Here is a 15,283-nt window from a genome sequence, read left to right on the forward strand (position 1 = left end):
CTCCTCGTTGGGTGTCTGGGGTGACGCCATCGCACGGCCGCGATGGCGTTATTCAGACCACCGCCTGACTGTGCGGAAACAGCAAATCGACAAACCGCTCAGCCACAGGCTGCGGTTCGTGATTGGCCAGTCCGGCACGCTCATTGGCTTCGATAAACACATATTCCGGCTGATCTGCCGCTGGCACCATCAGGTCGAGGCCGACCATCGGGATGTCCAGCGCCCGCGCGGCGCGCACGGCGGCATCGATCAACGTCGGGTGCAGGATCGCAGTGACGTCCTCGAGAATGCCGCCGGTGTGTAGATTCGCCGCGCGCCGTACGAACAAGTGCTCGCCTGCCGGCAGAATGCTGCTGTATTCGTAGCCAGCTGCCTGCAGGGTGCGTTCGGTCTCCTGGTCCATGGGGATCTTGCTTTCACCGCTGGTGGCTGCCTGGCGTCGGCGACTCTGGGCTTCAATCAACGCGCGGATGCAATGGTGTCCATCGCCTATGACTTCAGCGGGTCGGCGAATCGCCGCCGCCACCACCTCAAAGCCAATCACCAGAATGCGCAGGTCGAGACCTTCGTGGAAACTTTCCAGCAGTATGCGGGTGTCGAACTGGCGGGCGACTTCGATGGCCTGTTGCACTTCCTCGATGTCGCGCAGGTCCACTGCCACGCCCTGGCCCTGTTCGCCGTCCAGCGGCTTGACCACCACCCGCTCGTGCTCGTCGAGAAACGCCAGGTTGTCATCGGCATTCCCGGCGAGTTGTTGCGCGGGCAGATTCAGGCCGGCGTTTTTCAACACCTTGTGGGTCAGGCTTTTGTCCTGGCACAACGTCATGCTGACGGCACTGGTCAAGTCGCTCAGGGACTCGCGGCAGCGCACGCGTCGGCTGCCATGGACCAGGGTGAACAGACCGGCTTCGGCGTCATCGACCTGAACTTCGATGCCGCGCCGATGCGCTTCGTCGACAATGATCCGCGCGTAGGGGTTGAACTCGGCCTCTGGGCCGGGGCCAAGGAACAGCGGCTGATTGATGCCGTTCTTGCGCTTGATCGCGAAGGTCGAGAGGTTGCGAAAGCCGAGCTTGGCGTAAAGGTTTTTCGCCAGGCGATTGTCATGCAGCACCGACAGGTCCAGGTAGCTCAGGCCGCGGCTCATGAAGTGCTCGATCAAATGCCGCACCAGCACTTCGCCGACACCGGGGCGTGAACAATGCGGGTCAACGGCCAGGCACCACAGGCTGCTGCCATGTTCCGGGTCGTTGTAGGCCTTCTGGTGATTGAGGCCCATGACGCTGCCGATGACCGCGCCGCTGTCATCGTCCTCGGCAAGCCAGTACACCGGCCCACCCAGATGACGAGGTGTCAGCAGGGCAGGGTCGATCGGCAACATGCCTCGCGCCTGATAGAGCTGGTTGATGCCTTGCCAATCCGCCTCGCTCTGGGCGCGGCGAATGCGAAAACCCCGAAACACGCGGGTGGCCTGGCGGTAATCGCTGAACCAAAGACGCAGGGTGTCGGAAGGGTCGAGGAACAGTTGTGCTGGCTCCAGGCCCAAGACCTGCTGGGGGGCGGCGACATACAGGGCAATATCTCGTTCGCCGGGCTGCTCGTTGAGCAATTCCCGAGCAAGGCTTGCCGGATCCGGAAAGGTATGACCGATCAGCAACCGGCCCCAGCCGCAATGAACGGCGATGGGGTCGGCGGCCAGCTCGCTGCCGTCTTCGGCCAGTCGCGCCTGCAAGCGTTCGTAGGAGGGCGCCTGACCGCGCAACAGGCGTTGGCTGTACGCCGTGGCGTGAGGTTTCATCAGTCAGATTCCTTGTTCGCTGAGCCACAGGTTCAGCGCCGCCAGTTGCCACAGCTTCGAGCCGCGCAACGGGGTCAACTGGCCCTGGGGATCGGTGAGCAGGCGGTCGAGCATCGCCGGGTTGAACAGGCCGCGATCCTGACTCGGGTCCAGCAGCAGGTCGCGTACCCAGTTGAGGGTGTCGCCCTGCAGATGCTTGAGGCCAGGCACGGGGAAGTAACCTTTCTTGCGGTCGATGACTTCGCTCGGGATCACCAGGCGTGCCGCTTCCTTCAACACATGCTTGCCGCCGTCGGGCAACTTGAATTGGCCCGGCACGCGCGCCGACAGTTCCACCAGGCGGTAGTCCAGAAACGGCGTACGCGCTTCCAGCCCCCAAGCCATGGTCATGTTGTCGACGCGTTTGACCGGGTCATCCACCAGCATCACGGTGCTGTCCAGGCGCAAGGCTTTGTCCACCGCAGCGTCAGCACCGGGTTGTGCGAAATGTTCTTTGACGAAGTCACCGGCAGCGTCATTCGCGGTCAGCCACTTCGGCTGTACCGTGGCAGCGTAATCGTCGTAACTGCGGTCAAAAAACGCCTCGCGATAGGCCGCATAAGGATCGGCGGCACCATCCACCTGTGGGTACCAGTGATAACCGGCGAACAATTCGTCCGCACCCTGGCCGCTTTGCACCACCTTGCAGTGCTTGGCCACTTCCCGGGACAACAGGTAGAAGGCGATGCAGTCATGACTGACCATCGGCTCGCTCATGGCGCGGAACGCCGCGGGCAGTTGCTCGATGATTTCTTTTTCGTCGATGCGCAACTGGTGATGCCGGGTGCCGAAATGTTGGGCGATCAGGTCCGAATACTGGAACTCATCGCCGCGTTCGCCGCCGGCATCCTGGAAGCCGATGGAGAAGGTCGACAGGTTGTCCACGCCGACTTCACGCAGCAGGCCCACGAGCATGCTCGAGTCGACGCCGCCGGAGAGCAAGACCCCGACATCCACCGCCGCGCGCTGGCGAATCGCTACAGCTTCACGAGTGCTCTCGAGCACGTGGTCACGCCAGTCTTCGAGCGTCAGGTTCATCTCGTCATCGCGTGGGCCGTAGGGCAGTGTCCACCAGGTTTTCTGCTCGGTACGGCCATCGGCTTCGACACGCATCCAGGTGGCCGGAGGCAGCTTTTCTACGCCCGCCAGCAAGGTACGCGGCGCCGGGACTACCGCATGGAAGTTCAGGTAATGATTGAGCGCTACCGGGTCGAGGATCGGATTGATGTCGCCACCCTTGAGCAACGCCGGCAGCGCCGAGGCGAAGCGCAGGCGCTGCCCGGTGCGCGACAGGTACAGCGGTTTCACACCGAGGCGGTCGCGGGCGATGAACAGGCGCCTGGCGTCGCGTTCCCAGATGGCAAACGCGAACATGCCGTTGAGCTTGGGCAGCAGGGCTTCACCCCAGGCGTGATAGCCCTTGAGCAGCACCTCGGTGTCGCCGCCGGAATAGAAGGCGTAGCCGAGGCTTTCCAGCTCGGCGCGCAGTTCGGGGAAGTTATAGATCGCGCCATTGAAGGCCAGGGACAGACCCAGTTGGTTGTCGATCATCGGCTGCGCCGAGCCGTCCGACAGGTCCATGATTTTCAAGCGACGATGGCCCAGGGCAATCGGCCCCTGACTGTGAAACCCCCAAGCGTCGGGGCCGCGAGGGGCCAGGTGATGGGTGATTCGTTCAACGGCTGCAAGGTCCGCAGGTTGATGATCAAAGCGTAACTCGCCAGCTAATCCACACATAAAATCCTTACCGGTTTTTCCGTTGGGGAGGGTCAATCGGTACTCGGCCAGAACGGCGGGTACTCAGAAACTGACCCGTGTAGATTTCAGTAGTTTTAGATCGATAAGTAATAAGCAGCAGAGAGGCGAACCTCTGGTATGGCGGATTCGTCCTTGAGCAGGGTGGTAGATAATGCTGCCGGATCGGCCTGCGGGGGGGCGTAGGCTGAGCACTTCCGAATGCAATAAGGACATTGCTTATGCTGACCCCCGCTATCACGAATGCTTCATCCCCCGTCTCCGATGCCCACCGATTGGCGACGTTGGTGGAGCATACCGGTGATCTGGACAAGGCCGATGTGCTGCACAGGTCACTTCCAGCCTGGCTGGCCAATGCCGACCTGGGTGTGGTCCAGGCTCTGAACGCCGCGCTCGACCAGTCGCATCTGGTCTACTCCAGGGCCGCACAGGTCCTGCAAAGGCTCAAACCGCTGGATGGGTTCTGCAAGCAAGGGCTCACTGCTGCGCTGAAGAGCCAGTGGAAACTCGATGTCGATGTCGAGCGGGATACGCTCGAGGTGGTCAAGATGGAGTTTTCCGGCACCGGGTTGTTACCCCTGGGTTACGAGGGAGAAATCACCGCCAGTTCCTGCAGCCTGCTGCACGCGGCCATGCTCAATTTCACCGCTGAGGAAGCCGCATCAGACGGTTTTCTTGAGGATTCCAGGGTCCGGATCAATGGCAAGGACCGCTCGGGCCCGGACATCACGCCTGCCAAATTCGCTGCGCTGTGTCGCGAGCTGGACCTGGGGGGCAAATATCAGAAGCACATCAACGAAGTGCTCGCGGTTCCACCTGCAACTTCATTGACGGCGACGTCCATCAACGCAACACCAGCCTCGGTGGACGTTCGGCGATTGAAGTTGTTGGACATGCAGGTCGCCGCCCACACGGCTTTTCTGAAAAAAGACATCAGCGATGCCGCCTACCGGATGCTGTTGAAGGCCATCGAGCAGGATCTACCGGCGGCCAAGGCCAGGAACATTCAGTACGACGGGGCGCCGGTGCTCTGGCAAGGCCTGGTGATTCATGACGTCAACCTGTACGGCGTGCTGGTGTTCAGCAAGGTCTCCATCGATACCGCGCCCACAGCCAAGTGTGTGGTCTACATGCCCAACAATCCCCGCCGGCCGTTTTACGAATATGCCTCACTCGAGGATTTGAAGGCCTATCTGACGCTTCATTTGAAGAGTGACAGTTTCCGCAAGCAGTTTGCGACTCAATACCTCGCGGGCCACGATGCCGTCGATTTCTTCAGCCGGTTCGATCGGGACAAGACGGTGGGCAAATTGTCAGCCCTGCCCGACGATACCTGCCTGGGTGATTTTCTGTTCAGCGACTTTGTGACCAAGGCCGAAGAGGACGCGCGAATACTCGCGGTGCCGACCCATGTGGTCGACGAGCAGCAGCGCGAGAAAACGCTCCAGGCCCTGCTGCAAGTCGGCATGGTGCTACTCAATGCAGCCGCTTTCTTCGTTCCGGTACTGGGAGGGTTGATGCTGGTCGCCGCTGTGGTCGAAATGGCCGGCGAAATCTACGAAGGCGTGGAAGACTGGACGCAGGGTGAACGCAACGAAGCACTCTCGCATTTGCTTAACGTGGTCGAAGGCGTTGCGCAGATGGCGGCGTTTGCGGCCGGCGGCAAAATCGTCGGCAAGGTGCTCGGCAAAGGCGTGAAGGAGCAAGCGGCGTACTTCGAGCGTTTCGAGGCGGTGAACCGAGCGGACGGCAAGGCCATGCTCTGGAAACCGGACCTGGCCCCCTATCGGCAGTCTTCAGGGGTGCCATCTGATTTGCGGCCGGACTCACAGGGCGTTTACGCGCAGGGTGATGCCCATTCGATCATCATGGATGGAGCCACCTATCGCGTGTCACGCAATGCCGCCGGAAATGCCTGGCAAATCAATCATCCCACGCGCACCGATGCCTTTGAGCCTCAATTGGAACAAACCCTCGCCGGTGGCTGGCGCCATGTCTATGAACATGCCCATGAGTGGCCCGAGGCGGGTTACGCATTAGGTCGAAGCAATCCCCACCTGGCCGAGCGCGGCAGCGACCTGACGGCGCTGGCCGACATCACGGGCATGACGCCCGGTCGGCTGCATCATTTGCACGAAAGCCGATTGAAACTGCCCCAACGCGTGAACGACAGCGCCCAGCGCTTCAAGCTGGACCGGCAGATCAGCGAGCTGATCAATGCCATGGAGCGTGGAGAAACCTCCCATACTCGGTATGTGCAGGCGCAGTTGCAGGTGCTGCCCATGCTCCCCGACTGGCCGGCGGAACGGTTCATCGAAGTGCTCGATGAGCAGGACGTCGTCATCGCGCGGTTCCCGAAAACGGCGCCGAAAAATGATGAAATCAATTGCGTGCACGTGACCCAGGCGCAACTCGGCGCCGGGAAGTTGCTCCAGACTATCGTCGACGGCCTTTACCCTGAGCAAGTCAAAGCCTTGGTTGGCCATTCCAGCCGAGAATCGAATGCACGATTGCTGGGTGAGAAAATCGCCAGGTACCTCAAGGGCAATCGCAAGCCGTTGTTCGAACGTCTGTACCAGGCCTACGATGACACCGCCAACAAGGACATCGTCTTGCTGCGCGAACAGGCTCCGCAGTTGCCCAGCCGGGTTGCGCAGGAAGTGCTGGATGGCGCGTCGGGCAGAGACCGCCATTTCCTGTTCGATCGCAAGATCCTTGGGTCGGATCTGGCGCGCAAGGTGCGTCAGGCAGAGTTCTCCATTCGCCAGGACCGGGCGCTCGCCGGGTTGCATCTGCCGCATCTGGCCAATGCCGACACCGAAAGCCTGACACTGGCACTGATGGATCGGGTGCAGGGTTGGGATGAGGGGTGCAGACTTGAATTACGGCAGGGATCGCCAACCGGCGACCTGTTGAACAGCGTGGGTGAGGCGCAGGCGCAATCGCGCGGTATCATCGTGAAAACCGCCACGGGCTACCAGGTCACCCAGGTCACCGGCAATGTGTCTTCCACGGCTGCCAGCGATTCGTTGGCCCAGGCCATAATTGATGCCTTGCCCGCCCGCCAGCGTGCGCGCATGGGTATGAGCGGTAACGATATCCAGGATGTGACGTCGCTTCGATCACGACTGGTCAAGGCGGGTACTGCCGATCCGGCGCGCACGGGCCGTTTGTTGCGCGGTGAGCGTGATAAAACCGCCAGCCACCTGTTGTCCTGCGTTCAGGCGGCGCCTCCCGAAGGGAGAGCGCACGCAAGAAGCCTGATCCGCAAAGTCCTCAAGTTATTTCCTTTGTACACAGATGTGCAGGCGGTGGCTTTTCTCGACCACGCAGGCAGCACCCCGTTGGCGCAGATGAGTCGACTGCGCGAGCTCAAGCAGCAATTGGATGTGTTTCGCAGGACCCTCTATGCCTGGCGTGACGACACTGCACAGATGGCCAAGCTGCCGGGGCAGTTGAATGACCTCCGGGTCAGCCGCCGGCAGGTGGCCAATGCTCTTGAAAATTGCTGGCGTCGGGTGGCGCCACCACGTTGGCCCGTTAACCAGCCCTATACCACCCTGACGCTGGAGAGTAACCCGGTGGGGCCGTTGCCCACGCTCACCGAACAGGATGTCGCCCATGTGCGCACCCTGCGGGTCAGGGACATGAACGCCGGTGATGAACTGGCGTACTTCCTCAAACCTTTCAAGAATCTGACCCGATTGGAGTTGGACGGCAACAAAGTCACACGCTTGCCCGAAGCGCTGTCGCAGATGTCGGGCTTGCAACACCTGAGCCTGAACGACAATCAGCTGATATTAACCGAGCAAACCCTGCGCAAACTGGCCGATATGCGGGGCCTTCATACGCTGTCGCTGGCCGGCAATCGGCTGGGTGCAACCCTGGATGTGCGCAAGATGCTCCACTTGCAAGGCCTGTTCCTCGGTCACACCCACGCCACTGAACTGCCACTGGGGCTTGAGCGCTTGCCCTACCTGGACATGGTCGATTTGCGCGGTAACGAGATTCGCAAGTTGCCGGACTGGCTGTTTGACAGCTCCCGACGCTTGGCCCGAACCATTAATTTGCGACACAACCCGCTGTCCAGCGAGAGCTCCGCGAGGCTCAAGGCTTATCGCGACAACACAGGCGAGGGCATGGGGTTTCTCGACAATGATGCCGCTGTGATCAGCGAGCAAATGGCCAGGGATTTCTGGATGCCCAAACCCAACGAGCATAATTATGCCCGGCGTAACCACGCCTGGCAGGCCCTGAAGAATCAACCCGCGTCCGACGGCTTCTTCCGCCTGCTCGCGGAAACGGGCAGCACGGCCGACAGTCGCTTCGTGCGCGAGGACATGACGCGCCGGGTGTGGAATGTGGTCGAGGCGACTGGCAGGGATGCGGCTTTGCGTGATCAATTGTTGTCGATGGCGGTGAAGTCCAATTGCGCCGATTCGGCGGCCACCCTCTTCAGTAACCTTGAAGTGGCCGTGGAAATCGAACAGGTGGTACGACAGGCCATCAATACCCATGATCGCGCAGCCCGCTTGATCAACCTGGGAAGGTCACTGTTCAACCTGGATTACCTGGACAAGATTGCCCGGGAGAAGGTCACAGCCGACCCCACGCTCGATCCGGTCGAGGTGGGGCTGGCCTACCGAACCGGGTTGGCGGACAGGCTCGAGCTGATCGGGCAGCCGCGACACATGCGTTATGCCTCGCTGGGCGGGGTGAAGCCTGCTGATCTGGATGTGGCGTACAGCCGGGTGGTCAACGCGCAACTGTCATCCCAATTGCAGGAATACCTGGATGCGCGCGGTTTCTGGACCGATTTTTTGCGTGAGCACCATGGCAAACAGTTCGCTGACCTTGTCGAACCTTTCCACGCACGCATGCAATCTGCCTTCGATAGTCAGGACACGCTGGGCGCAGGTTACCGGACAAAGGCCGATGGCATCATGGACGAGTTGCAGCAGGCCGAACGCGCCTTGATGGCACGTTTGACCCAGGCGGCGCTCACCGCCGAAGAGTCAAAGACCTGCTTCGCTCTTGATTGAGGTTCAACCCTTGCCGCGGATCAACCGACGCAAGGCAAAGCGGTTTGGGTGGCAGGCTTGCGCCACGGCGCGTGGCAGCGGCATCGGCTCATTTTCGATCCACGCCGCGAGCAACTCGCCGGACAGCGGCGCGGTGACCAGCCCCCGGGAGCCGTGACCGCTGTTGACGTACAAACCTTCCAGCCAAGGGCAGGCGATGTCGGGTATTTGCCGGGCATCCTTGCTCAACGCGCTGTAGGCGTCGGCAAACGCATCGGCGTCCGCCAGGGGCCCGATAATCGGCAGGTAATCCGGGCTGGTGCAGCGAAACGCGGCGCGGCCCTGGAGCGTTTCGGGCTGCAAGGTATCGGCACGCAGGCGAACCGTCAGGTCTGCGGAAATGTCTTCCAGCATCTGTAGATTACCGGCGTGCTCTGCGGCGGTGGGTTCCAGGTCCTTGCTGTTGAAGTCGAAACTGGCGCCCAGGGTATGTTCACCCAAGCGCACCGGCGCGACATAACCTTCAGCGCAGACCACGGTGCTCAGCGCCTGGCTCTGAGGCGTCTGCGGCAGGCGGGTGATCTGGCCGCGAATCCGCTTGAGTGGCAGATGGCTGGTCTCTGGGAAACGCTGGATGTCGCCAGCGCCGGCCAGCACCACCACGGGGGCTTCGGCCAGCAGTTGTTCGCCATCCCAGGCTTGCCAGCGGCCCTGGGCTCGACGCAGTTGCAGCACATCGTGATGGGGCAGCACCCGAATTCCGGGGTGGTTGGCTTGCCATTGGCACAACGCCGGGGGATGCGCCCAGCCACCTTCCGGGAAAAACAGACCGCCCGACGCCAGGCTGATACCGGCGCGTGCCTCGGCCTGCTCCTTATCCAGGTTGTGCAGCAAATCGTGGGGGAATGCCTGCGCCAGATGCGCCTGACGTTCGGCTTCCTTGGCATTGAACGCCAGTTGCAGCACGCCGCAGCCGTCCCAGTCGAGGCCGCGTTGCAGGTGCTCCAGCAGGCGACGGGTGTAGCCGAACCCGCTGAGGATCAGTTGCGACAACGCTGTGCCGTGCGCCGATAACTTCAGGTACAGCACACCTTGAGGGTTGCCCGAGGCTTCTTGCGCCAGAGCATCACGACGCTCCAGCACACTGACTTGCCAGCCCCGTGCCGCCAGACTGGCAGCGGTCGCGCAACCGGCCATGCCGCCGCCAATCACCAACGCGCGACGTTCGCCGGTGAAAGGTTGAGGGCGGGCGAACCATGGGCTGGTCGCCGGGGGCGCGGGGACTTCCTGCGGCCAGCCGAGGAACGAGCCGCGCAGGATTTCCCATTTATGACCGATGCCCGGGGTGCGCTTCATCTTGAACCCCGCCGCGTTCAGCAGTCGGCGAACCCAACCGGTGCTGGTAAACGTGCTGATGGTCGAGTCGGGGGCGGCGAGCCGCGCCAGTTCGACAAACAATTCGGCGGTCCACATGTCCGGGTTCTTTGCCGGCGCGAAACCATCGAGGAACCAGGCATCGACCTGTGCGTCCAGTTGCGCCAACTGATCCAGCGCATCACCGATCAACAGGGTCAGCGTCACGCGACCCTCGGCCAGCACCAGCCGCTGGAAGCCTGGATGGATCGCTACATACTGCGCGAGCAATTGATCGGCGAACGGCTTGAGTTCCGGCCACAAGGCAAGCGCCCGTTGCAGATCGGCGGCATTCAGCGGGTATTTTTCAACGCTGACAAAGTGCAGGCGTGCGCCAGGTTGCGCGTGTTGTTCGAACAACTGCCAAGCGCACAGGAAGTTCAAGCCAGTACCAAAACCGGTCTCGCCAATCACCAGCCGTCCACCCACCGGCAACGCCGCAAAACGCTCGCGCAACGCGTTCTGTTCGAGGAACACATAGCGGGTTTCGTCCAAGCCGGACAGGTCGGAAAAATACACATCGTCGAACACCCGCGAACGCGGGAGGCCTTGGTCATCCCAGTCGAGCTGGGCGTGGGGCAGAACAGGTTTCATGGCAGGCTCGATCACGGCTAGGGGGCCATTCTAGCTGATCGATGGGGTTGAGCCATGATCCAAAGCAAGCACATTGAGCCCGCCCACCTGTAGGAGCGAGCATGTCGAATCGTCGCGATGGTCGTCAACGATGACGCTGGCTGCCTGACACCCCGCGGTGTTCAGGCGTCCATCGCGAGCATGCTCGCTCCTACAGGTGGGCAGTGTTGTCCGCAACCTTCTGCATTGACCGAGGTCCAGATAGCCGCAGGTTTTTCCGCTAGGCTTGTGCAATCTTGAATGGGAGCGGTCCATGTTCGAATCTGCCGAAATCGGTCACGTCATCGACAAAGAAACCTACGACGCTGAAGTACCGGCGCTGCGCGAAGCCTTGCTCGAGGCGCAGTTCGAACTTCAGCAGCAGAAGCGATTTCCGGTGATCATCCTCATCAACGGCATCGAAGGCGCCGGCAAGGGCGAAACGGTGAAGTTGCTCAACGAATGGATGGACCCGCGACTGATCGAGGTGCGCACGTTCGACCAGCAGACCGACGAAGAGCTGGCGCGACCCCCGGCCTGGCGTTACTGGCGGATGCTGCCGGCCAAGGGGCGCATGGGGGTTTTCTTCGGCAACTGGTACAGCCAGATGTTGCAGGGGCGCGTGCATGGCGAGTTCAAGGATCCGCGACTGGATCAGGCCATCAATGGCGCCGAACGTCTGGAGAAAATGCTCTGCGACGAAGGCGCGCTGATCTTCAAGTTCTGGTTCCACCTGTCCAAGAAACAGATGAAGGCACGGCTCAAGTCCCTGGCAGACGACCCGCTGCACAGTTGGCGCATCAGCCCGCTGGACTGGCAGCAATCGCAGACCTACGACAAGTTCGTCAAATACGGCGAGCGCGTCCTTCGCCGCACCAGCCGTGACTATGCGCCATGGCACGTGATCGCCGGCGTGGACCCGCGCTATCGCAGCCTGGCGGTCGGCAAGATACTGCTCAAAGGCCTGCAAGACGCCTTGCAACGGCCTGATATTCACCCCGACAAGGTCAGCGCTGCGCCGCTGGTCAGCAGCGTCGATCAGATCAGCCTGCTCGACAGCCTCGACCTGAGCCAGCGCCTGGACAAGGATGAGTACGAAGAGCAACTGATCACCGAACAGGCACGACTCTCCGGGCTGATGCGCGACAAACGCATGCGCCGTCATGCCCTGGTGGCGGTATTCGAAGGCAACGATGCTGCGGGCAAGGGCGGGGCGATCCGGCGGGTAGCGGCGGCGCTCGACCCGCGGCAATACAGCATCGTGCCCATCGCCGCCCCCACCGAAGAGGAGCGCGCGCATCCGTATTTGTGGCGTTTCTGGCGGCATATTCCGGCACGGACCAAATTCACCGTGTTTGACCGTTCCTGGTATGGCCGGGTGTTGGTGGAGCGCATCGAAGGCTTTTGCAGCCCCGCTGACTGGTTGCGTGCCTACGGCGAAATCAATGACTTTGAAGAACAGCTCGCCGACGCCGGCGTTGTGGTGGTCAAGTTTTGGTTGGCCATCGACAAGGACACCCAGATGGAGCGCTTTCAGGAACGTGAGGAAACGCCATTCAAGCGCTTCAAGATCACCGAGGACGACTGGCGCAATCGCGAGAAATGGGATGCCTATCGGACTGCAGTCGGCGACATGGTTGATCGCACCAGCACCGAGATCTCCAATTGGACGCTTGTGGAGGCCAACGACAAGCGCTGGGCACGGATCAAGGTGTTGCGCACCCTCAACGAAGCCCTGGAAGCGGCCTTCGAAAGGTCCGACCGACACGGGAAAAAACACAAGTAACCCGATGGCGACGCATACGCAAGGTGAATGATTGTCGCGGGCACTGAGGGCCGGACTTATGCTCGGTCCACTCTTAACCGCCAATAACAATGAGGTATGCCATGCGTGAAGTGGTGATCGTCGACAGCGTGCGGACTGGCCTGGCCAAGTCCTTTCGCGGCAAGTTCAACCAGACCCGGCCAGACGACATGGCGGCCCATTGCGTGAACGCACTGCTGGCGCGCAGCGGCATCGACCCGGCCAGCGTCGAGGACTGCATCGTCGGCGCCGGCTCCAACGAAGGCGCCCAGGGCTACAACATCGGACGCAACGTTGCCGTGTTGTCGCGCCTGGGCACCGGCACCGCCGGCATGACCCTCAACCGCTTCTGCTCATCGGGTTTGCAGGCTATTGCCATTGCCGCCAACCAGATCGCCTCGGGTTGCAGCGACATCATCGTCGCCGGGGGCGTCGAGTCCATCAGCCTGACCATGAAAAGCGTCAACACCGAGAACCTGATCAACCCTTTGCTCAAGGAGCAGGTGCCGGGCATCTACTTTCCCATGGGCCAGACTGCCGAAGTGGTCGCCCGTCGATACGGCGTCAGCCGCGAAGCCCAGGACCTGTATGCCCTGCAAAGCCAGCAGCGCACCGCCCAGGCGCAGACGGCCGGCCTGTTCGATGACGAAATCGTGCCGATGGCGGTGAAGTACCGCGTGGAGGACAAGGCAACCGGCGAGGTGAAGATTCTCGACGGAGTGGTCGATCGCGATGACTGCAACCGCCCGGACACTACTCTGGAGAGCCTGGCCGGCTTGAAACCGGTGTTCGCCGAAGACGGTTCGGTCACGGCGGGCAACTCTTCGCAGCTGTCCGACGGTGCATCGATGACCTTGGTGATGAGCCTGGAAAAAGCGCTGGCGCTGGGCTTGAAGCCCAAGGCGTTCTTCCGCGGTTTTACCGTGGCCGGTTGCGAACCGGACGAAATGGGTATCGGTCCGGTGTTCTCGGTGCCAAAACTGCTCAAGGCCAAGGGCTTGCAGATCGCCGACATCGATTTATGGGAGCTCAACGAAGCGTTCGCCTCGCAATGCCTGTACAGCCGCGACCGTTTGGGTATCGACAACGCGAAATACAACGTCAACGGCGGCTCGATCTCCATCGGCCACCCGTTCGGCATGACCGGCTCGCGTCAGGTTGGGCACCTGGTGCGCGAGTTGCAACGGCGTAACTTGCGATACGGCATCGTCACCATGTGTGTGGGGGGCGGGATGGGGGCGAGCGGGTTGTTTGAGGCGGTGCGTTGAATGTGTGGTGACATTTAAATAGCTATCGCGACGGTTCGACGCCTCGACAAGCCCGCTGCTACAGGGGATCTATGTCGCCCTGGTAGGAGCGGGCTTGCCCGCGATGGCAGCGGCTCGGTCTATGGCCGAGCACCCGAACCCTGCATCCGCCCAATATAAGCTTCGATCTCCCGCACAGCCTTCTCCATGCTGTCGAACGGCCCCTCCAGGGTGTTTTCCCGGGTGCTGAAGTACAACTCCCCGTTGACCCGACTGACGCGGTCGCTGCGAAAGTGCATGGCAGGGGTGTTGTCCTGGGCGCGCATGCCGTACATGGCGGTCTCCTGAAGGTGGGTAGCTGCAATCAGCTTATGCATGAATGACTTGCACTGCCTGTTGATCCGATCGACGGCCATCGCCAATTAATGGTTGCGACCCGCACAGTTTTATTTGCGTCCGCCCACAAACTGTCCCTGTGTGCCAAGTGCCGCTGCGCCTAGAATGGCGGTCCCTGCCATCTGGCTCTTGAGGTTCGCATGCACATTTCATCCGGTCGCTGGGTTTATGGTCTGTTCCTGGCCCTGTTGACCGCGCTGTTGTGGGGAATTCTGCCGATCAAGCTCAAACAGGTACTGCAGGTGATGGACCCGGTGACCGTCACCTGGTTTCGCCTGATGGTGTCCGGCACTTGCCTGTTCATCTACCTGGCAGCCACCCGACGTCTGCCGAGTCGCAAAGTACTCGGCCCGCGTGGCGGCTGGCTGGTGTTGATGGCCGTCTGTGGTCTGGTGGGCAACTACGTGCTGTATCTGATGGGCCTGAACCTGCTCAGCCCCGGCACCGCGCAACTGGTGGTGCAGATGGGGCCGATCATGCTGCTCATCGCCAGCGTGTTCGTGTTCAAGGAACGCTTCAGCCTCGGACAGGGGATTGGACTTCTGGTGCTGCTGATCGGCTTCGGACTGTTTTTCAACCAGCGCCTGATGGAGTTGCTCACGTCGCTGAGCGATTACACCGCCGGTGTGTTGCTGGTGTTGCTGGCGTCCACGGTCTGGACGTTCTACGCGCTGGGACAGAAGCAGTTGCTGACGGTGTGGAACTCATTGCAGGTGATGATGGTGATCTACCTGTTCTGCGGGCTGCTGCTGACGCCCTGGGTGCATCCGCTGGAGGCGCTGCAACTCAATCCCCTGCAAGGCTGGCTGTTGCTGGCGTGTTGCATGAATACGCTGATTGCCTACGGCGCCTTCGCCGAAGCGCTGGCGCATTGGGAGGCGTCACGGGTGAGCGCGACGCTGGCGATCACCCCGTTGGTGACGTTCGGAGCGGTGGCTATTGCGGCCTGGATATGGCCTGAATTCGTGCATGCCGAGACCATCAATGGCCTGGGTTATGGCGGGGCGATCCTGGTGGTGCTGGGCTCGGCGCTGGTGGCGTTGGGGCCTTCGCTGGTGGCGGGGCTGCGGGCGCGGCGGGCCAGGGTGGCGGCCAGTTAGACCGCGTTATCGTTCATCGTCGGAACGCCGCCCGGACCAAGCCCGCTCCCACACAGATCTGTGGCGTTCACAAAACCTGTGGGAGCGAGCCTGCTCGC

The 15,283-nt window shown here is 61.5% G+C and carries 8 protein-coding genes; 4 read left to right on the forward strand and 4 right to left on the reverse strand.

All coding sequences use genetic code 11. The annotated features are described in order from the left end of the window. Positions 1-52: 52 nt before the first annotated feature. Positions 53-1,798: an N-acetylglutaminylglutamine synthetase gene (gene ngg, locus AB4O36_RS04610; protein ID WP_460141141.1), complete on the reverse strand. Its 1,746-nt coding sequence runs from the start codon at positions 1,796-1,798 to the stop codon at positions 53-55. A gap of 3 nt (positions 1,799-1,801) precedes the next feature. Then, a complete protein-coding gene (locus AB4O36_RS04615) occupies positions 1,802-3,574 on the reverse strand; it encodes an N-acetylglutaminylglutamine amidotransferase (RefSeq protein ID WP_460141142.1) in 1,773 nt (590 codons plus the stop codon). Between the two features lie 239 nt (positions 3,575-3,813). Here AB4O36_RS04615 and AB4O36_RS04620 point away from each other — a divergent pair, with 239 nt between their 5' ends. Continuing rightward, positions 3,814-8,634 carry an NEL-type E3 ubiquitin ligase domain-containing protein gene (locus AB4O36_RS04620; protein WP_460141143.1) on the forward strand — a complete coding sequence of 1,607 codons (4,821 nt, stop codon included), beginning with the start codon at positions 3,814-3,816 and terminating at the stop codon, positions 8,632-8,634. Between the two features lie 3 nt (positions 8,635-8,637). On the opposite strand, the gene mnmC is transcribed toward AB4O36_RS04620, so the two are convergent. Then, positions 8,638-10,620: a bifunctional tRNA (5-methylaminomethyl-2-thiouridine)(34)-methyltransferase MnmD/FAD-dependent 5-carboxymethylaminomethyl-2-thiouridine(34) oxidoreductase MnmC gene (gene mnmC, locus AB4O36_RS04625; RefSeq protein ID WP_460141144.1), complete on the reverse strand. Its 1,983-nt coding sequence runs from the start codon at positions 10,618-10,620 to the stop codon at positions 8,638-8,640. 292 nt (positions 10,621-10,912) lie between these two features. Between mnmC and pap the strand changes: the two genes are divergently transcribed. Further along, positions 10,913-12,424 carry a polyphosphate:AMP phosphotransferase gene (pap, locus tag AB4O36_RS04630; RefSeq protein ID WP_460122016.1) on the forward strand — a complete coding sequence of 504 codons (1,512 nt, stop codon included), beginning with the start codon at positions 10,913-10,915 and terminating at the stop codon, positions 12,422-12,424. Positions 12,425-12,525: 101 nt separating this feature from the next. Continuing rightward, the gene (locus AB4O36_RS04635) at positions 12,526-13,710 is read left to right on the forward strand and encodes a thiolase family protein (protein WP_460141145.1); all 1,185 of its coding nucleotides are present in this window, start codon (positions 12,526-12,528) and stop codon (positions 13,708-13,710) included. A gap of 119 nt (positions 13,711-13,829) precedes the next feature. On the opposite strand, the gene AB4O36_RS04640 is transcribed toward AB4O36_RS04635, so the two are convergent. Continuing rightward, positions 13,830-14,024, reverse strand: a complete 195-nt coding sequence (locus AB4O36_RS04640; RefSeq protein ID WP_460122020.1) for a DUF6316 family protein — start codon at positions 14,022-14,024, stop codon at positions 13,830-13,832. A 201-nt stretch (positions 14,025-14,225) separates the two neighbouring features. On the opposite strand from AB4O36_RS04640, the gene AB4O36_RS04645 reads away from it, so the two are divergent. Beyond that, positions 14,226-15,185: a DMT family transporter gene (locus AB4O36_RS04645; RefSeq protein ID WP_460122022.1), complete on the forward strand. Its 960-nt coding sequence runs from the start codon at positions 14,226-14,228 to the stop codon at positions 15,183-15,185. Positions 15,186-15,283 lie beyond the last annotated feature (98 nt).

Source organism: Pseudomonas sp. S2_E01, assembly GCF_054668365.1.